The sequence below is a fragment of the Moorena sp. SIO3A2 genome, from assembly GCF_010672265.1.
GTDB lineage: Bacteria > Cyanobacteriota > Cyanobacteriia > Cyanobacteriales > Coleofasciculaceae > Moorena > Moorena producens.
In genome coordinates this window covers 1-19,544 of sequence record NZ_JAAHHC010000036.1, presented here as the reverse complement: position 1 = coordinate 19,544, position 19,544 = coordinate 1, and the positions used below count along the sequence as shown (strand labels likewise).

The following is a 19,544-nucleotide window of genomic DNA, read 5'->3' as shown; positions in this document are numbered from 1 at the left end:
GAATTCATCACCTAATTGAACGATAACCATCCAAGGTCAGTTGAGCAGTCTTTTCCCATGTGAAAAGCTTAGCACGTTGCCGTCCTTTCTCAATCATAGATGCCCGATGTTCTGAGTCTTCTACAACTATCTCCATAGCGTTAACTAGTCCATCCACAGAATCTGGCTCAAATAAACTAGCTGCATCTCCTACCACCTCAGGCAAGGAAGAGGTTAAGCAGCAGATAACTGGACATTGGCATTCCATTGCCTCTAGGGGGGGCAAACCAAATCCTTCATAGCGGCTAGTATAAATTAGGGCTTGGGCATTACGATATAGGGTTTTGAGTAGGGCATCATCACCCCTAAGATAGATAAAATTTTGCCGCATATTATGCTCTTCCATAACCCTTAATTCGGATTCCAAAAAATCACAGGAACCCCCAAAACAGACTAATTTTAAATTATCCCGTAATTTAGGACTAGCAGCAAACGCTTTGAGGACTATTTCAAAATTTTTATATTTTGAACGAGTTCCCACATAAAGGAAGTAAGGCTGACTAAGGCAATCCTTTGGTAATTCAAATTCTTTAGCGTCTTGAATTCGACTTGCCCAATAGGTTACTTTAGTTTTTTGCGGATTAACTCCCAATAATTCTACTAAATCATTTCGGCTATTTTCGGAAGCTACAAAAATTAAATCGGCTTGTTCAACTAGCTGTTGCTTATTTTTAATTAATGGCTGAAACTTAGCTTGTCCTGATAAAAATTTTTCCGGAATCATATCATGGATTGTTATTACAAGTTTCTTAGGTTTAACAATCTCCACTAAGTCAGCATCATAGTAGGTAGGATGATAGATATCATATTGTCTACCAAATCTACGGACAAACCATTGAAAGGATAGTTTATTGATAGTGTCATTAATAGCCTTACCTGTTGGAAAGGGAAATTTTGGTATCACCCCATATCCGGTGAGTTGAGCGCGATACTCTGAGATATCGTACCCATCGGTCTTGATGCCACGATGCCAATGAATTGAGCAGTCAGAGTTTGGCGATAACTCTCGGATTAATTCAATAAAAATTCGGGATATACCACCAAATTTCTGGATGGCAAACATTTGATGGTCGTAGAGAATATCCACCGATTACCCAACCCCCCTATATTACATGCTTTTTAGATAAAATATATCAGGTTCTTTGAGTTGATTACTATCTTCCTTTGTCTGTAAATTATGATAGATTTTACTCAATTGATGTTCACGCTCTGAGCCAGAAACCATTAGGAATAAATTAGCGCTTGTAGCACTCCCTAACGTTAGTGCTGCTTCTGGAGTTGGTATGGATTTGAGTACTCTTGGGTTAGAATCCACGATCCAGCCTCGGAGGTTTTGATTGTAAAGATTCACAAGAGAGGACATCAATGCTTCCCGTCTGTGCTCATTTAGATTCTTGGCACTCACTTCCATCATGATCACTAGATTTGGTGAGCGCTGAATGGTTTCTATGGCACCATTTAATACGGCAAATTCGTATCCTTCTACATCAATCTTGATGGCATCTATCTGGGATAATCCCAACTCGGGAAGTATGGAGTCTAGACTACGCACTGGAATTGTAATCTTTTCACGCAAGACAGACCGTTTAGTATCATCCATACCACTAAATGCGGATTCCTGGGTAATATAAAAGTCTGTTTCTCCATCTTCAGCACCGACGCATAGGTCATGGCAAGAAACTAACTGTTGTAAGTGGTTAACTTCTACATTTTGTTGTAAAAGCTGGTAGGCATCTGGGTTAGGTTCAAAGGCATGAACACAACCCCTAGAAGTTAATTTGGTAGCTGATGATACGGCGTAGTAACCAAAGTTTGCTCCTACATCTAGCACAATGGAATTGGCATCCAGCAGACCTAAAAAGAGTTGGGCATCAAAGTATTCTTGGTAATGACCATAGTAAAAGTCACAGCCCAGTCGATCCCCAACATCAACGTGGAATGTCAAGCCTGATGGCAAATTCACTGCTTGGATATCCCGAACCCCTACTGGATGGAGTTTCTCTCGAAGCGATCGCAAAAACAAGGTGTAGGGTACCGCCAAGTTGGGAAAATCCATCGCCTGAGGCAGAAAATGATGGAATACCTGAAGATAAATCTCCATCTTATCCAACTGATTTATGGACTCATGGCTAGGTAAATGCTCTTCCTGACTATCCATTAATTCGTCAACTCGTCTAGTTATTGTTTAGCAAAATTATACTTTGGCGTGACAATCTCAGGTGAGGGAACTAAATCACTGACTTGTAACTCAACTGTAGATGCTAAAAATATTCGGCGTCTTTGGTGCTTGGTCTCCGTTTCCCAGAAATCTTCATGGTCTACATAACCCTGATAGTCGTATAGATATGGAAATCCTGAAACTTGGAGCATTTTCAGCAAGCAACTTCGGCTAGGAATCATGGCATGGTAGGTTAAGCCCTGGGTTTCATTTTTGCCTTCTTCAACTATATAGGTAACTGGTTCATTTAAAGGAACATTCATACTTTCAATAAATAACACTTTTTTGGTTAATAACTGCAAATTACGAATGACTTTGAAGGGATTTTCTGTATGATAGAGCAAGCCAAAGCAAAACACTAAGTCTGCTGCCGAAAATTGAGACATTTGTTGGGTAGATTCAACATCAACCTGATAAAACTTAGCTTCAGGTACCCGTTTACTTGCCTCTTCAACAAGTTCTTGTCTCCCCTCTAAACCAATTACATTTACTCCCCAATTCACCAGCTTTTCAGAAAACCAACCGGGACCACATCCCACGTCAAGGCAACTGGTAAAACTTAATCCCTGATGGAGTCTAAGCTGATTGAGAACGTTTTCTGCTACAGCCCAGCGGGCTTGATTAATCGCAATATAGAAAGGTTCATCAAATAACATGGTTATAATTTGGATAAAATTCTTGATAAACAACTTAAATAGCAAACGGAGTAGGGAGTAGGGAGTAGGGAGCAGGGAGTAGGGAGCAGGGAGTAGGGAGTAGGGAGCAGAGGCACCCTCCCCACACCTCCCACACCTCCCACACCTCCCACACTTCCGACACTTCCCTAGATTATGGGTATTCAACCGGATTTGAGATCAGTCCCAGGAGCAACAGTGGAACTTATGGCAGTTTTCCCTGATGCGATCGCGACACATTCCGGTAAACTGAGGGGTGGTTTATCGTATGATCTAGTAGCAATGAAAATCGGGCAAAAAGTAAAAGTGTTTCGTCTAAGAGACCGGGTAGGCAACGACATCGCAAATAAACTGGGAAAAGTAGGCACGATCACAGATTATAAAATGACCGATGGCAGTGGAGTTGGCGCAACGGTGAAATTTGAGGACAACTCCTCTACCTGGTTCTTTGAGGATGAATTGAAAGTCGTAGACTAGATTTTAGTAACCGCGATCGCACCGAGGCAAAAGACTTGCACTATGGCACGGATTCTAACATTTCTGGGTAAAGGCGGCACAGGTCGCACTACTGTGGCAATTGCTGCCGCTAAGCAGCTGTCGAGCCTCGGTCAACGAGTGCTACTGGTAGGACAAGACCCAAGTCCTAGCTTTGGACTGCTACTGGGGCTATCCCCAACGTCTGACCCGGTGGAAATAAGTCCTAACCTCCGGGTAGTACAGCTAATGACTACAGTACTACTGGAACGCAGCTGGGAAGATGTTAAAAAGCTAGAGGAGCAATATTTGCGATCGCCTACCCTAAAAAATGTCTATGGTCAAGAACTGGGCATCTTACCGGGGATGGATCATGCTTTAGCCCTCAACGCCCTTCGGGAGTACTACCAAAGCGGTCAGTATGACGCGATCATCTACGATGGCACCTGCTCTCAAGCTACCCTGAGAATGTTGGGAATGCCAGAAATTATCAGTTGGTATAGTCGTAGATTTCGCCAAGTCATGGCAGATTCTGACCTGGGCAAAGCCCTTTCCCCCTTTATCCAACCAGTCACTAGCGCCATCCTAAATGTGTCATGGACGAGTGACGACTTGGCTGGTGAATCAAGTAATAAGGCCAACAATATGTTGGAGGATGGAAAAAATGCGATCGCAAATCCCAATCGGGTCGCATCCTATCTGGTCACTACCGATGACCCCCTAGCCATGGCCACAGCCAAGTATCTGTGGGGTAGTGCCCAACAAGTGGGTGTTACTGTCGGTGGTGTGCTGGTCAACCAAACCCCGGTAACCCCAGCAATAGAATCGGAATTTGCCCCTCTAGTCGTTAATGCTCTTCCCACTTCCCCACCAGGGGAAGATTGGCAATCCCTGATCGATGCCCTGCCAGATTTTAAACAGGCATCCCAGGCACCCAGACCCATGACTATCGACATTCCTGGTCGCAACGTTCGTTTATTCTTACCAGGTTTTAACAAAAAGCAGGTGAAACTCACCCAATACGGTCCAGAAGTCACCGTTGAAGCCGGGGATCAACGGCATAATATCCTGCTTCCCCCACAACTTAGTGGTCAATCCGTGAAAGGGGCTAAGTTTCAAGATGGCTATTTGATAATTTCATTCTAGGTAGTAGCTATGGCTGAAGAAAATCTAACTGAACAAAGTGCCAAAACCCGTCAGCTACTGGGTATGAAAGGCGCAGCTCCTGGTGAAAGCAACCTATGGAAGATTCGCCTGCAGTTGATGAAGCCAATTACCTGGATACCCCTGATGTGGGGGGTAGTGTGTGGTGCTGCTTCCTCCGGTGGCTATACTTGGACACTCGAAGACCTTCTGATGGCCGCCGCCTGTATGTTGCTTTCTGGTCCGTTGATGGCAGGGTATACCCAAACCTTGAATGATTTCTATGACCGCGAAATCGACGCCATTAATGAACCATACCGTCCTATCCCATCGGGAGCCATCTCTATCCCCCAGGTGATCACCCAGATTGTGGTGCTACTCCTAGCAGGTATCGCTCTTAGCTACGGACTCGATGTTTGGGCTGGTCATGAATTTCCCACACTCACCTGTCTTACCCTAGGTGGTGCCTTTCTAGCCTATATCTATTCTGCCCCACCCCTGAAACTGAAAAAAAATGGTTGGCTGGGAAACTATGCTCTCGGTGCCAGCTATATCGCCCTTCCCTGGTGGGCAGGTCATGGCTTATTTGGTCATCTTAACCTGACTATTATGATTCTGACCCTGTTCTACTCCCTGGCAGGGTTAGGTATTGCAGTAGTTAATGATTTCAAGAGTGTGGAAGGCGATCGCGAATTGGGCTTAAAATCCCTACCGGTCATGTTTGGTGTTACCACAGCAGCTTGGATTTGTGTGGTGATGATTGATCTATTTCAAGCAGGGATTGCTGGTTATTTAATCAGCATTCATCAGAACCTCTACGCTGCTATCCTGATCCTATTAATCATCCCCCAAATCACCTTCCAGGATATGTACTTTCTCCGTGACCCCCTGAAAAATGATGTCAAATACCAGGCTAGTGCGCAACCGTTTTTGGTACTAGGGATGCTAGTTGCTGGTTTGGCTTTGGGTCATAGTGCTATTTAAAATAGAGAACAGGGAATAGGGAACAGGGAATAGGGAATAGGGAATAGGGAATAGGGCAAAAATCCTGTGTACCTCAGGTGTGACCCGTGGCGAATTTAATTCGCCAAGGTCAAGCTCACCTAATAGCTATGAGAAACGCTATATTTTAGGTTTAAACCAGACTCAATCTGAAAGCTTACTACTTACGGTCAATTGGTCAATCCGGGTAAGAAGCAATCAAATCAAGGTTTTTTGGCAGTTCTCTACCATCAGGGCTGATAGCTGATAGCTGATCGCTGAATGCTTAGAGTTTAAGACTACCAGTATTGACCACAGGTTGTATATTTTGCTCAGCAGTCAAAACCACTAGCAAATTGTTAATCATTGCTGCTTTTGTTTCCTCGTCTAGCTGAATAATTTGGTTATCGTTCAGCCGCTTGATGGACATTTCCACCATGCTTAAGGCACCTTCGATAATTTCTTGACGAGCTGCTATAATTGCTTGTGCTTGCTGACGCCGTAGCATGACTTGGGCAATTTCTGGAGCGTAGGCTAAATAGGAAATACGACTATCAATCACCTCGACACCTGACACCTCTAAGCGAGCCTGTAATTCTTCCTTAAGAGCTGCTGCAATCTCTTCGGGGCTGCCTCTGAGTGACGCTAGGTTTTCTTGATTAGTATCGTAGGGATAACGACTGGCTAAACCACGGATAGCGGTCTCACTTTGGATGGCCACAAAATCTACATAGGAATTTACGTCAAAGGTGGCTTTGGCTGAGTCTACAACTCGCCAGACAACTACCGCAGCAATCTCAATGGGGTTGCCTTTCGCGTCATTTACCTTCAGCTTATCACTATTGAAATTACGCACTCGTAGAGAAACCAATTGCTTGGAGGCAAAAGGGTTAACCCACCAAAAACCAGAGGTACGGACACTGCCAACGTAGTTACCTAAAAACACTAGCACTCGGGCTTGGTTAGGCTGCACAGTCAGAAAGCCTTTTACGGCAACCAAGGCTACAATCACTAGACCAATACCAAATAAGTTGTTGGTATAGATCAATAAGTCGTTGATATTGGAAAACCCGACTAGACCTTTACCTAACCAGACACCAAAACTAGCGATCGCAATAATGCCTACCAGAGCAGCAAAACCATTAATTTTAAAGGTAGGAATTTCCTGAATACGTTCCATTTTCATGTATTATTCGTGTATTGCTCTGTGTTGTTGTATCTAATTGGCTGATAGGTCTATTTTGCTTGGTTTATCGGGGGTTTGACAGTACCCTTGCGGGTACTAATCACTAATTTGACGGTAAACCTGAATCATTTGTTGTGCGATCGCATTCCAACTATAGTGCTTTAAAGCATACTCCTGAGCCTTGACTCCCCGCAGTTGGCATTCCTCTTTATTTTGAAGGGCTTCCCGTAACTGTCTAGTCAAAGCCTGAACCTCACAAGCACTCACCCATCCTGCTTCAGCATCTTTGACGTTTTCCCAAATATGGACCTGGTCAGAAATCACCACTGCTGTCCCAGCCACCATCGCTTCCGCTACCGCAATCCCAAAGTTTTCGTAGTAAGATGGCAGGACAAATACATCCGCATCCTTTAACAATGCTGCTTTCAAATCACCAGTCACGAAACCAGTAATGGTAGTATTTGATGATAGAGTTGAAGCCTTGATCTGGTCTATGATACTATTTTCATAACTTGGGTCTTGAGGATTAGTTCCCGCCAAGACAAAGTGAAACTGCAATCCCTCGTTTAATAGCTTTTCTAGAGCTGGGATAAGTAAATCCAATCCCTTCTTCGGGTCAATACGAGACATAAACAACACTAAGGGCTGGTCATGGGGAATCTTCAATTCAGTACGTGCTTGAGCTAGTTGTTGCTGAAGTTGTTGCTGGATTGGCGGCGTTACTCCTAAGGGAATCACGATATCAGGGGATGCTGTGCCAAAACGTTCCGAAATCTTAGCTTCCTGTTGACTGGTAAAGTGTATACCAGCTGCTCCAGCTAAATTCGGTTTCTCCCACAGTGCGGCATAGATGCGCTTTAGCTGTTGTTTCTTCCGCAAATCCGCTGGGTCAAGGGTACCTAAGGGACGCAATAGGTATGGTAATCCCTGTTTTCGGGCGATGGTAGCCGCTGCTGTACTGACTGGGGAAAACAAGGCATGGATATGGGCAAGGTCAAATTCTGAGGCGTGTTGCCATAGCCAGCGTAATAAGCCCAGGGAAAATTTATAGCGGCGAAAGGGAGAGCAACGGAAGTATCTGATCTGATAGCCATCCTGTTGTACTGGTTTATCCAGGGGTACATCTAAAGGGGGTTGACCAGCATCCCCATTAGAGTTAGTAGTTAGTACTGTAATTTCTACTCCTTGAGATGCCAGAGCCTGAGATAGTCCCTTTACCATTTGACTCGGACCACCATATACCAGGGAAATCGACGGGACGATTTGTAAAATTCGCATGGGAGATTTATTGATACCAAGTTGCGTCAAAGATAGCACTATTCCTAATCAACCTTAGGAGCAATCACGACCTTACGCCATAATTGAGCAACATGGGCGATTACTCAGGGTGCATCTCAATGCATGCAAAAACACTCTTCGGCAATAGAATGCTCATATTATTTTATGACAATTACCCTTAATAAAAATCTCCACCATCTCCCTATCTCCCTATCTCCCCACACTTCCTTTAGTTATAAATTTACAACAAAAAGATTCACCCGATTAATCCCGTTATTGCACCAATTCATAATACTCTTCCATCTGTGCTAAAGCTGCTTTTGCTTCTTGGGGAAATTTATCAAATTTGGCAGTCTTTTTGAACATAACATGTTCAAATCGGGGAGGATTCCTGTAAGCATTCAGCCGTCAGCTGTCAGCTATCATGCTTATTTTATTCAAAAGCACCATTAGTAGCGTACGCTATGGGCAGAAACTGTTCGGTGTAGCGTGGCCACAAGCCTTTAGCACCTCAAGTAGCGCTAATCGCTGTTCGCTGATACGCGACACGCTGATAGCTTACGGATTCCTGTTCCCTATTCCGAAGTTAAACAGTTGTGACGGTTAACCTTCTTCAAGGTCACCAATATCCCGCTTCAGAGGTCGCTTGTAGGTAAAGGTGAAGGTATCGCCACTCTCAATGACCTGGTGCATTTCGCTATACATGGGATAGTCACCCACTCCACTGACACTTGCCCAGCCCCGCGCCCGAGTTAATGCCACAAATAGCTGGTTACGCAGACTGACATCACTCTCGTTTCTGGCAACATTATCAACACCGACCACATAAACCATATCCGCTTCATTACCCTTAGCACGGGGCACACGAGATATGGTTACTCCACCATCTTTCCAGAAGCGATCGCGATCAACGTGGGGCCATTGAGGCTTTAGTTCATTCAACTCTAATGCTGTGGGAATATAAATATCAATGTCTTGCTCCATCAACACAACAGCGACCTGATTTTCTAATTCAATTGCTTCGGAACTAGAGCCTAAAACTAGCACTAAGATTTCTCGACTGGCTTTAAGGTCATCATCAACCAGATTATGCATAATCTTATCGGCCAACGCACTAATTTCTTCCTGGCGAGAGCCATAGGTTTCAAAGTCTAATACTGGTGCGCTCCACAATTCAGGAACTGGATTGGGGGAGTTTTCTTTTGGACGATGGATGGTGATTTGTTGACCGGGAATAAAGTTACCTTTGACTTCATAACCAATTTTTTCCCAATCTTCCTTTCTGGTAATTCCAGTTAGCATTCCCTCAGGACGTAGCAACCCCATTCCGAGCCCATGAGCAGCGGTAAGAATTGAGCCAGGAGTGCGGTAGCAGCGCCGCATAACTTCAGATTTTTTAATACCACCGGGGTATTGTGGTCCTTGTGACAAAAGTCGGCTGAGATTTTCACCTAACAGTTCTTTTGTGGTAGGAATTTTTAAGGTGTCTAGGCTTTGAGCTTCGTCATAAGCCCAGATTAAGCGCCGTTGTTCTGGCTGTTCTGGGTCAACGGGTCGTAAGGCTTGATAAGCTAGCCAATAAATGGCTTGTTTGCCCTGGAACTTTAAGTCATCTTCAGTAACTAAGTCTTGTCCTTCATCAATTAAAATGGCATCAAAGCAGGGTTCAATGTTGATTTCTTCCGATAGCCGTTTACAAAGTTCTGCCAAACCCCGATTGGGCTGCCTTTCCCGAGTATCCCCAGCGGATTTGGGTCTAGCGCCATTTAACTGGCAAATCCTGCTGTACAAACCAGGCTGATCCTTAGCACCCCAAGCATGAAGTACTCGCAGTTTGTGGTTAGTCTTGTGGTCATACTGGATATCACCATTGCTGAAACGACGTAGCCATCGATCCACTAACCCAATCATCAAGTCGTAGAGGGTGCGACTAAAAAACACTAATCCAATCGTCCAGTCTGGGTGCTTCAAGTGCATATGAGCGGCTTTTTGGCATAGCAGCACTGTTTTACCTGACCCCGCAATCCCCCGCAGCCGCTGAAACCCAGGAGGGATTTCTTTTCCAATGTGTTCCTGCTGCATATCTAATTCGTAGAGTTGTTCCGAGTAAGCGGCTACAACATTAGCGCGAGTTTTGCCTTCGGTAGAGACTAGGGTACGCGGAGGTTTACGGAAAATTGGTGCTCCGCTGATCACGGCTAAAAGTAACTTCCACTGCTGATCATCTATGTCTTCTCCTGGTATCACTGATTCAGTTTCTTGGATACACTCTAGGAAGCCAACTTTACCGAGTTGGTCCTGGAAGATAATGGGAGGACAGTCTGGGAGTTGGTCAAAACCGTGGTGTTGCCATTGTTCTTGAGTAATTAAAGGAAGAGCAATCATCGCCCTACCGGTAACTTTGCGCCAAAGGGCTGGTTCGCGATCGCAAAAAGCGAGTATTGCTTTTAACTGATGTTCTGCTTGTTGGTAGGGATTTGGGTCAGCGCTGTAAGGGTTTTGGAGTTGCCACTGATCATCATCAATAGTAATAATTTCATCAATAGTGACAGATTGGATTTTAATTACTACTAGACCAAGGTCTTGATCAGTAATAAAAATATCAGGCTCCTTAGAGATTTCCCCTACTTTAGAAAAAATAGGATAGCGCCAGTAACCAATACAATTGCGTTCTGAAAATGCACTGCGAGTGGCATCCCACACTCTTTGTTTTCCTGTTTCTTCACTTTCTGTGATCGGTTCAGTGGTAATAAATTTGCGACCCTGATCTGTATCGATAACCGACATTTGGGATAATTTCCTATGGTAATATTTACTTTTTAATTCGGTGAGGGACAAAGTTATGGGTTTTAGGGAACAGGGAACAGGGAACAGGGAACAGGGAACAGGGAACAGGAACCGACCCCTACTCCCTGCTCCCAAGCTCCCTAAACACCAAGAAGAAGGTACTTCACCTAATTGAGAACTATTTAGAACTGCTATACTGCTTTATACAGTCCTAACCGTAGAGTTCCCAAATGGTCAGCTATTGAATACAGGGTGCAGAGAATTCCAATGAAACGAAAAATTAAGGGTTTAGCCAATCAGACAAGACGATGCAAATTTCCAGACCAAAAATAACTTATAAATTATGTTCTAGGGTTGTAGTAATTCGTGCTATGATACTACCAGTGGAATGTGGGTTATAATGTAAAGGGTTTGAGTAAAAACAGGTGCAGAGAACAACAATGAAGACAGCACTGATACTAGTAGATATTCAAAATGACTACTTTCCTGGTGGTTCTATGGAACTAGTGGGGATGAATTTAGCTAGTCAAAATTCTCAACATTTACTAGATCATTTTCGGTCAAACAAGTTGCCAACTTTTCATATACAGCACTTTTTTGAAGCTGATTCTAATGAACCCTTCTTTATCCGAGGTACTGAAGGAGTTGAAATCCATGAGATTGTTAAACCCCTTCCTGGTGAAACTGTAATCCCGAAAAATTATCCTAATAGCTTTCGGGAAACTACTTTGCTGGATCAACTCAAAGAAGCTGAGATTGAACAGCTAGTTATTTGCGGTGCCATGAGTCACATGTGTATTGATGCTACCACTCGCGCTGCTGCTGATTTGGGTTTTAAGTGTAAGGTAGTTCATGATGCCTGTGCTACTAGAGATCTGGTTTTTGGCAATCAGACTATTATCGCTCAAGACGTACATGGGGCATTTATGCATGCTTTGGGTGTTGCTTATGCTGATGTGATTAGCTTATCGGATTTTTCGTAGGGATTGAACTGAGATAACAACCAGTGCGATTCGTTATTCAAGACTGATAAGAGGTTGTCTGAGAAGTCTCATTTGCTACATCCAAGCCCCCGTTGGTCCCCCAATTTTGGGGGACTTCTACCAGCAAATTGATTCTTGTTCCCCCCAGAATTGGGGGGCTAGGGGGGCAAAATTCAGTATCAAAAAACTTTTCAGATATCCTCTAACAAGAAGATCAATTGTTTAATCACAAAACATCTTCTTGTTATCAAGCCCAATTACTTAACAAATTAAATCTTATCATTCATTGTTTGACTGATGACGTTAATCCTTAACCTGCCACCAGAATTGGAGCAATATCTCTTGCAGGAAGCCAAGCAGCAAGGGATATCCCTCGAAGCTATAACATTACAACTTTTGGCAAACTCTATTCTGGTAAGACAAAAGCAAGCTGAAGCGGTTAATCTGCTTCAGTCCTGGATTGATGATCAGGATATTGACGAACAGCAAGAAACAGGTCAGTACTTGATCGATGCATTGGATCAGGATCGACTTTCTGAGCGTCAGTTATTCCCAATTGAGATGAAGGGTGTAACTTGGTGAGGGGAGTGATAGTGTTGGATGCAGGACCGGTTGGTCTGATCACCAATCCCAAGCTGTCTGCTCAGAGTGTTGCTTGTGCTCAGGGTGGTGCGTTACGGGGCGGACTATCTCAACCCTGGCTACCGTAAAAATAAGGGCAAGTCCGCCCCTAACGCACCCTACGCACTCTCCCCAAACTCTTCCCCCGATTCCCGATTCCCGATTCCCGATTCCCGATTCCCAATTACCTATCCCCTATTTCCTCCGCACTCTCAACCAAATCAATAAACTCAGCTCGATAACCTTCTAAATCTACCCCTTCGGATTCCTTTGCTAATTGTAATGCTTGGTCAAAACTGGCTTTACCTTTGTAAGGAGAATCTCTTAAGACCATACCAAAACTGGCAACGGCAGCAGAAAACTTAAAGTTATCGGAAGCATCCTCTAGCTTTACAGCTTTATCAACCAAGGGATAGGTGAGGAGTTGAGAGGTGTTACCGTCAGGCTCTTTGTAACGTAACTTGACCTGCATTAATTCTTTGGAATTAGTGGTTGAAGCAGCATTGGATTGATATTTCAGAGGGTCAATATCTGGTAATTTGACATTAGTTTTCGCTCCCACAGGAATAATTTCATACAGTGCGGTGACAGTATGACCTGCTCCTAATTCTCCGGCATCTTTAGTATCATCATTAAAGTCTTCATCCTTCAGTCGCCGATTTTCATAACCAATCAAACGATAAGCTTGGACTTTGGCAGGATTAAACTCTACTTGAATCTTAACATCTTTGGCAATAGTGAGTAAAGTAGCTCCGATTTCGTTAACCAGGACTTTCTTCGCTTCTAACTCGTTATCAATATAAGCATAATTGCCATTACCTTTATTAGCAATCTTCTCCATCTTGGAGTCTTGTAAATTACCAGTACCAAATCCTAATACGGTCAGGAAAACTCCCTTTTTTCGCTTCTGTTCAATTAGTGTAACTAATTCGGTATCACTGGAAACTCCGACATTAAAGTCTCCGTCGGTTGCTAGAATAACTCGGTTATTTCCTGATTTAATAAAATTATCCTGGGCGAGTTTATAAGCCAGTTTAATTCCTGCTCCCCCAGCAGTAGACCCCCCGGCATTGAGATTCTCAATGGCTGTTAAGATTTTATCTTTCTCGTTGCCTGGAGTAGGGGGTAAAACCACCCCAGCAGCTCCAGCATAGACGACAATACTGACCTGGTCTTCTTCTCTTAATTCATTGACGAGCATCCGAAAGGCATCTTTGAGCAAGGGAAGCTTATTGGGAGTATTCATGGAACCGGAGACATCCAGCAAAAAGACTAGATTGCTGGGAGGCAAATCTTCAATCGCCATCTTTTCCCCCTGGATGCCAATGTGAACTAATTGGTGAGTGGGATTCCAAGGAGCTTGGGAAATTTCTGTGGTAATCGAAAAAGGGCGATCGCTTTCCGGTTCGGGATAGTCGTAGTTAAAGTAGTTAATTAATTCTTCGATACGGATGGCATTAGTAGGGGGGAGTTGACCGTTATTAAGGAAACGACGAAGATTGCTGTAGGAGGCGGTATCAACATCAATCGCAAAGGTAGACAGAGGATTATGCTTTACTCTCTTAAAGGCGTTCTCATCAATTGCACTATAGTTTTCTCTGTTGCTGGCTTCTGGGATAGCTTGCTCTGCTGTCAGTAACGGCTTGGGTTTGCTCGCAATTGAGCTACTAGGAACTGATTTAAAGCGTGCATTTGGGCTATGGGAGAGTCGCCTTGAGGCTCGGGGTGTCAAACCTCTGTTACGGAAATTCTGATTAACACTATCCGCCGACCTCCCGAGCGGGGCTGATTCCATAAGTTCTGATTGGCGCTGTCTTTGGTCACGTTCTACGTCTTTCGCTACAGGTAGACTAGAGCTTTCTTCTAATTGGACTGATGGCTGATTGTGGCAAGCTGTTGTTAGCTGTGCCAAGATAGCGACCATTCCGGAAAGGAGGAATAGTCTTAGTAATTTGTTCATTTGATTTGCCCTCTGTATTGCTTATTCCTAAGCTAATCGACAACAGAAGGCTGTTTGTTTGTGTTGCGGTTTCTGTAACAGTTAATGGGGAGTCGGGAGTCGGGCATCGGGAGTCGGGCATCGGGAATCGGGAGTCGGGAGTCGGGAGTCGGGAGTCGGGAATAGTGATTAATCCTAAGGTGGGCAGTGCCTAGCAATGCTATGGTCAGCAAATGAATCTGGATTAGGCTCTATATTAAATGGTATTTTGCCGGGTAAACGGATCTAATTTTGTTAATTCCTATCTATAATGTTTTTACCATCAAATAAACACTATATGTATAAAATATATTGTCAATGAGCGCCATAAGGCCAGGTTTATTGAAAAGTACCCGTGGTTGATTGACAAGATGGGTTTATCCTATGATACTTTTACAGATATAGGACTGGAAGCAAAGCTTAAGATATCTTCTGCTTCCTGATCCAAAGCTACCTGTCCCCTTTCAATAATAAAACTATGTCTTAAGCTGTACTTCTCTTCCTATAAAACTAGATAAACCATGGCTACTCGCCATAGTTTATACTGATGATGTAGTTAACCCTTTTTATAGAACTTTTCTTAATTAGGAGCTACACATCATTTTTTTTCTGTTCGCTATTTCCTATTTCCTTTTGTAGGTTCCGGTGATCCGCTTTTTTGGTGATCCGCTATTTCCTGTTGCCTAAAATCCAGGATTTTCTACCTCAAATCGGTAAGCTATCAGCTATCAGCTATCAGCTATCAGCTATCAGCTAATGCGCTACGGGAGGTGCTTTTGAATAAAACAGGTCAGCATTCGAATAATCCTGAGTGATGTCACAGGGTTGAAGCCTGTGCCACAAACATTAAGCCTGTGCCACAAAGCTATTCGCGTAGCGTGAGCTTTTAGCTCACGGCTGACGGCTAAATGCTGAATGCTTACTAAAATCGTTTAATACAACTGTTTACAACCACTATATAATCCCTAATTAAGGAAGTTGATGATGTCTACTAAACATTCTGCAGTCTGGGGATCTTCTTCCTTAGCCATTGCCATTTTTGCCCTATCGTCTTCACCAATTCTGACTCGCATAACAGAACATGATATGGGTCCTTATGGAACAATATTTAATCGGTTTTGGATTGCCAGCCTAGCGTTGGGCCTTGGCAAGGTTGTCAAACTACTTTGGGATAAGCAGAGCGGACGCTTATCTACTACTGATAACAAGGCTTATACTGTCCAGGATTTTTTCTCCTTATTTCTTGTTGCTAGCTTAGATTCAATTTGCCTAGTGACCTGGGCTTGGTCTTTGACAAAAACAAGTGTTGCTAATTCTAATCTTCTCCACAACACCACTCCTATCTTTGCAGCTGTCGGCGGATGGTTACTGTTAAGCCAATCCTTTAATCGTCGCTTCCTAATCGGCATGATACTGGCTCTAGCAGGAACGTTCTTAATTGGTTTTAACGATTTTCATATCGATCGAGATACATTGATAGGGGACAGCGTTGCATTACTATCTGCCCTTTTCTACGCGGGGACACTTTTGGTAACAGAGCATCTCCGAGTTAAATTTGACACAAGCACAATTTTACTATGGCTTTATACCTTGGGTGGCCTATTGTTGTTACCATTAACATTGCTATTTGAAGATAGACTATTTCCTGCTTCCTTTTCATCATGGTCTGCTGTTATTGGCCTAGGACTTTGTGGCTCTATAATTGGATTGGGTGCATTATTCTATAGTCTCAAACAATTTTCATCTAGCTTTGTCTCTCTCATCCTATTGCTGGAACCTATGATTGCAGCAGTCTTAGCCTGGCTAATTTTTGCGGAAAAATTGAGTTGGTTAAATGGCTTGACGTTTATAATTGTATTATCTGGGATTTATCTGGCTAAATCAGATGGAGAATTAGATAATATTGGCTCTACCGAAGCTACTTAAGATGTAAGCGATCAGCGATCAGCTATCAGCTAATGCGCTACGCCCACGCTACGCGAACAGCGATCAGTGGTGCGTTACGGGCCGGGCTATCTCAACCGATGTCAAGAGGGGGAAAATCAAGGGAAGCCCGTCCCTAACACACCCTACACCACTATTCCCGATTCCCGGTTCCCGATTCCCGATTCCCGATTCCCGATTCCCGATTCCCGATTTCCTGTTCCCTCTTCTGTGCTTCCAATTCGCTATTTGCCCGCTCCCGTGCTTTGATAGCCTCTCGGTAGTTTGGCTGGTAGCGCACTGCTTTGTCATAAGCAGCGATCGCTTTTTTATACTTGTTGCGTTTAACTAATGCATTGCCTAGGCTATACCAGGCTTGGCTGTAGTCAGGTTTATAGTTAACTGCTTGTTGGTAAGATGCGATCGCATCCTTATAGCGTTCCAATTTATAGAAGGTATTGCCTCGACTGTACCAAGCTTGGTAAGGCTTGGATTTTAGTTTAATGGCTTTGTAGTAAGCTTCCAGGGCATCTTCATATCGCTGGACTTGATGGAGTGTCCAACCGCGACTGTACCAGGCTTGATAGGACTTAGGCTGGAGTTTAACGGCTTGGTCAAAGGACCCTAAGGCTTCTTGGTATTTCCCCAATTGATTTAAGGTATTGCCCCAGCTATACCAAGCTTGGTAGAAGTTGGGCTGGAATTGAACCGCTTGCTGATAAGACTTGGCTGCATCTTTATACTTTCGCAAATTGCTCAAGTCATTACCCCGCTGATACCAGGCTTCAGCGGAATTAGGTTTGTAGTCTAAGGCTCGGTCGTAGGATTCTACTGCTGCTTTATATCGGCGCAAATTATGTAATGCCCAGCCCCGTCGATACCAAGCTTGGTAAGAATCTGGTTTGAGTTTCAGGGCTTTGTCAAAGGATGCGATCGCATCAAAATAATTCTTGGACTTAACCTGAACATTACCAAGACTGATCCAAGCATCCAAGTCATTGGGCTGGAGTTCCAGGGCGCTATTAAAGGCTTTAATTGCTCCGTCATAACGCTCCAACTGCTCCAAGGTTTTACCCCTACCCTTCCAAGCTGCACTATAATCCGGCTCAATTTGAATCGCTTGGTCGTAAGCGTTTAGAGCTTCTTCATAGTACTTTAGTGCAAACAAAGTCTTACCTTGACCTTGCCAAGCTGGAGCATATTCTGATCGGATTTCCACAGCTCGATTATAAGCGTCCAGAGCCTTTTCATAGCGCTTCAATTCTAAAAAGGTTTCCCCCTGGTTATACCAATCCTTAGCACTAAATCCCCTGAATGTATGCACCATAAAAACCGTTGCTGCAAACCCCAATCCAATCACCCCGGTGTACAGTAACACTTGGTACCTTTTTAGTTTGAATCGTCGGGGTTTGGGGAGCAGGGGTTGTATTGATGACGCAATTCCCAACACTAAGGTAGCGCCAGTTTTAGTAGTGTTAGTATTTGTGTTATTATTATTAGTTATAGTAGTCAGTGCTTGTAATGCTAAGGTAGCTGATTGATAACGCTCTCGGAAATCATAGCACACCATTTTATCTAAAGTATCGGCTAATTCAGCACTTACTGATATCTGGTTATGCCAGGTGATTTCCCCTGTATCAGGGTGAAGGGGCAATTGGTGAGGACGTAAACCGGTTAAACCAACAATCCCGATCATCCCGACAGCATAGATATCACTGCTTAATTTCGGGTAACCATTGGCTTGTTCACTAGGTCGATAGCCAGGAGTACCAATGGCAACGGTAAAGCCAGTGTTCCCCCCTTCCAGGATTTGGGTACTAACTTGTTTAACCGCACCGAAGTCAATCAGTACTAATTTGCCATCTGATTTACGCCGAAGGATGTTTTGGGGATTAATATCTCGGTGAATAATACGCCGTTGATGAACAAATTCTAAAACTTCCAGGATTTCCTGCAACAGGGAAATAATCTGATTTTCATTGAGCTGGGTTCCCGGTACAAGTTCCTGGCTGAGGTCTTCCCCTTGAATGAATTCCTGGACGAGATAGAATTCTTGATTTTCTTCAAAATACGCAAAAAGCTGGGGAATTTGCTCATGACTTGCCAACTGGTGTAGTATTTTGGCTTCCGTCTCAAACAGTCGCCTAGCCGTCTGCAATGTCAAGGGATCCGTGGCTACTGGCTTGAGCTGCTTAACCACACACTGATTGTCACCAGGCAAGTGTTGGTCTTCAGCTACGAAAGTCTGACCAAACCCACCTTGTCCCAGTTGACGAATAATTTTATAGCGTCCACCGACTGTTTGTCCAAGACCCAAGTTCATGGAATTTCTACTGCTCCGGGAAAACCTCACCACCTGTTAAAGGAGGTAGATCACTAGGTATAGCGCTATGCGCAAGGCAAAAGGCAAAAGGCAACAGTTAACTACAAGAGCTTTTCACTTTGTATCAATGTCTTAACCTTAATGCGTACTGCTATATAGTGCTACCAATCATAGTATACAAAAGCCTTCAATAGTGATCGGAACATTATCCCTGGGAGAGGGAAGTAGTGCGTAGGGTGCGTTAGGGGCGGGCTTGCCATGATGTTCAACCCCTAGAGCCAGTTTTGGGACAGCCCGCACCGTAACGCACCACCAAGTAGAATGGGCGAATGTAGCAGTTGATGTAGGGTGGGCAGTGCCGCCGTTAGATTGATTTGCTTGGGTACACTTGTTTTAAGCACTGCCCACCAATTGCCGAATATCCTAGAGCGAAATTTTTAGCACAGAAAAATAATTAATTAACCAATAGATAAACTATAGAAATTATCTATGCCATGAGGTACAAATGGATCCCCCTAAATCCCCCGAGCGAGCAATCCCTCGCTCGGGTGACTTTGAGCTTAAGAAGCGTACCTCATAAATCCTAGAAACGCTATAATTACCAAAATAGGAGGAATAAAAAATGAGTGCAAAGACAATTAAGTGGGATGATATTCGTTCCCAAGTTCTAGCAAATCCAGAGGTAAAAGCCGAGTATGAAGCTCTAGAATTTGAGTTTAACTAGTGAGGGGGTCTGGGGGAGCTATAAGTCCCCCACTATACACGGAGTGTTAGTGGTGGGATACATGGACTCCCCCAGACAGATAGATAGGGTTCGACGCCCTCTCTATCTGTATTTACCATTGTCTTTTTCTGTGGTAAAATAAGATTATGTTAATGATGAACTATACATACAGGATTTACCCGAGCCAAGATCAACAACAGATCATCAAGGAA

Annotated in this window: 17 protein-coding genes; 8 read left to right on the top strand and 9 right to left on the bottom strand. The window is 43.9% G+C overall.

From position 1 onward, the window contains the following. Window positions 1-7: 7 nt before the first annotated feature. The 3 genes from F6K64_RS28355 to F6K64_RS28345 are packed head-to-tail and all read right to left on the bottom strand — an operon-like array spanning window position 8 to window position 2,913. Entirely contained in the window at window positions 8-1,126 is a 1,119-nt protein-coding gene (locus F6K64_RS28355) for a glycosyltransferase family 4 protein (RefSeq protein ID WP_287267107.1), read from the bottom strand. A 21-nt stretch (window positions 1,127-1,147) separates the two neighbouring features. After that, window positions 1,148-2,197 carry an FkbM family methyltransferase gene (locus tag F6K64_RS28350; RefSeq protein ID WP_287251635.1) on the bottom strand — a complete coding sequence of 350 codons (1,050 nt, stop codon included), beginning with the start codon at window positions 2,195-2,197 and terminating at the stop codon, window positions 1,148-1,150. Window positions 2,198-2,217: 20 nt separating this feature from the next. Further along, window positions 2,218-2,913, bottom strand: coding sequence for a class I SAM-dependent methyltransferase (locus F6K64_RS28345; protein WP_008188079.1), 696 nt, complete (start codon window positions 2,911-2,913; stop codon window positions 2,218-2,220). Between the two features lie 300 nt (window positions 2,914-3,213). Between F6K64_RS28345 and petP the strand changes: the two genes are divergently transcribed. The 3 genes from petP to chlG are packed head-to-tail and all read left to right on the top strand — an operon-like array spanning window position 3,214 to window position 5,532. Next, entirely contained in the window at window positions 3,214-3,408 is a 195-nt protein-coding gene (gene petP, locus F6K64_RS39140; RefSeq protein ID WP_044494701.1) for a cytochrome b6f subunit PetP, read from the top strand. A gap of 42 nt (window positions 3,409-3,450) precedes the next feature. Beyond that, window positions 3,451-4,551: a Get3/ArsA fold putative tail anchor-mediating ATPase NosAFP gene (locus F6K64_RS28335; protein WP_008188081.1), complete on the top strand. Its 1,101-nt coding sequence runs from the start codon at window positions 3,451-3,453 to the stop codon at window positions 4,549-4,551. A gap of 9 nt (window positions 4,552-4,560) precedes the next feature. Continuing rightward, window positions 4,561-5,532, top strand: a complete 972-nt coding sequence (gene chlG / locus F6K64_RS28330) for a chlorophyll synthase ChlG (RefSeq protein WP_008188082.1) — start codon at window positions 4,561-4,563, stop codon at window positions 5,530-5,532. A gap of 283 nt (window positions 5,533-5,815) precedes the next feature. On the opposite strand, the gene F6K64_RS28325 is transcribed toward chlG, so the two are convergent. The 3 genes from F6K64_RS28325 to F6K64_RS28315 form a co-directional block, all read right to left on the bottom strand. Next, window positions 5,816-6,709, bottom strand: coding sequence for an SPFH domain-containing protein (locus tag F6K64_RS28325; protein ID WP_287267105.1), 894 nt, complete (start codon window positions 6,707-6,709; stop codon window positions 5,816-5,818). 102 nt (window positions 6,710-6,811) lie between these two features. Next, complete coding sequence (hpsP, locus tag F6K64_RS28320) at window positions 6,812-7,993, bottom strand: hormogonium polysaccharide biosynthesis glycosyltransferase HpsP (RefSeq protein ID WP_287267103.1); 1,182 nt, start codon at window positions 7,991-7,993, stop codon at window positions 6,812-6,814. 603 nt (window positions 7,994-8,596) lie between these two features. Beyond that, window positions 8,597-10,780 (bottom strand): DEAD/DEAH box helicase, encoded by a 2,184-nt coding sequence (locus tag F6K64_RS28315; protein ID WP_287267100.1) that lies wholly within the window; start codon window positions 10,778-10,780, stop codon window positions 8,597-8,599. Window positions 10,781-10,820: 40 nt separating this feature from the next. On the opposite strand from F6K64_RS28315, the gene F6K64_RS28310 reads away from it, so the two are divergent. The 4 genes from F6K64_RS28310 (at window position 10,821) to F6K64_RS28295 (ending at window position 12,612) form a co-directional block, all read left to right on the top strand. Then, window positions 10,821-10,955 (top strand): hypothetical protein, encoded by a 135-nt coding sequence (locus tag F6K64_RS28310; protein ID WP_287267098.1) that lies wholly within the window; start codon window positions 10,821-10,823, stop codon window positions 10,953-10,955. Window positions 10,956-11,220: 265 nt separating this feature from the next. Beyond that, a complete protein-coding gene (locus F6K64_RS28305) occupies window positions 11,221-11,763 on the top strand; it encodes a cysteine hydrolase family protein (protein ID WP_008188089.1) in 543 nt (180 codons plus the stop codon). A gap of 297 nt (window positions 11,764-12,060) precedes the next feature. Continuing rightward, a complete protein-coding gene (locus F6K64_RS28300) occupies window positions 12,061-12,345 on the top strand; it encodes a hypothetical protein (RefSeq protein ID WP_008188090.1) in 285 nt (94 codons plus the stop codon). 75 nt (window positions 12,346-12,420) lie between these two features. Beyond that, on the top strand, window positions 12,421-12,612 hold the full coding sequence (locus tag F6K64_RS28295; RefSeq protein ID WP_165691859.1) for a hypothetical protein: 192 nt from the start codon (window positions 12,421-12,423) through the stop codon (window positions 12,610-12,612). Here F6K64_RS28295 and F6K64_RS28290 read toward each other — a convergent pair. Beyond that, window positions 12,569-14,344 carry a vWA domain-containing protein gene (locus F6K64_RS28290; RefSeq protein ID WP_287267096.1) on the bottom strand — a complete coding sequence of 592 codons (1,776 nt, stop codon included), beginning with the start codon at window positions 14,342-14,344 and terminating at the stop codon, window positions 12,569-12,571. The two genes, F6K64_RS28295 and F6K64_RS28290, sit on opposite strands and share 44 nt — an antisense overlap. A 32-nt stretch (window positions 14,345-14,376) precedes the next feature. Next, window positions 14,377-14,556, bottom strand: a complete 180-nt coding sequence (locus F6K64_RS28285; protein WP_154659911.1) for a hypothetical protein — start codon at window positions 14,554-14,556, stop codon at window positions 14,377-14,379. 790 nt (window positions 14,557-15,346) lie between these two features. Here F6K64_RS28285 and F6K64_RS28280 point away from each other — a divergent pair. Beyond that, the gene (locus F6K64_RS28280; protein WP_008188093.1) at window positions 15,347-16,288 is read left to right on the top strand and encodes a DMT family transporter; all 942 of its coding nucleotides are present in this window, start codon (window positions 15,347-15,349) and stop codon (window positions 16,286-16,288) included. 151 nt (window positions 16,289-16,439) lie between these two features. Here F6K64_RS28280 and F6K64_RS28275 read toward each other — a convergent pair whose 3' ends face one another. Then, complete coding sequence (locus F6K64_RS28275) at window positions 16,440-18,608, bottom strand: serine/threonine-protein kinase (RefSeq protein WP_287267094.1); 2,169 nt, start codon at window positions 18,606-18,608, stop codon at window positions 16,440-16,442. Between the last annotated feature and the right edge of the window lie 936 nt (window positions 18,609-19,544).